The organism is Chitinimonas violaceus, assembly GCF_052601015.1.
Window position 1 is genome coordinate 1 of the sequence record NZ_JBQXDJ010000346.1, and the last position, 239, is coordinate 239.

Consider the following 239-nt stretch of genomic DNA (forward strand, 5'->3'; position numbering starts at 1 on the left):
TGGCTAACTGCCGATTGGTCGCCTCAAAGATGCTGTTACTCGCACCTGCGGCAATGAGCCGCTCCTTGAAGGTCCAAAGGGTGGTACGGTCTGGAATCTGACTGCTACTGCGTAGACCGACAAAGCGCTGGAAACTCAGGCGATCCAGTAACTGGAATTCCATCTGCTCATCGCTGAGATTGAACAATTGCTGAACCAGCAGCACCCGAACCATCAATTCCGTCGGAAACGGTGGCCGG

The 239-nt window shown here is 54.4% G+C and carries 1 protein-coding gene; it reads right to left on the bottom strand.

The features are described from left to right. Window positions 1-239 (bottom strand): transposase (locus tag ACUHMQ_RS21500; RefSeq protein ID WP_445297444.1); only part of this gene is annotated, 239 nt, incomplete at both ends.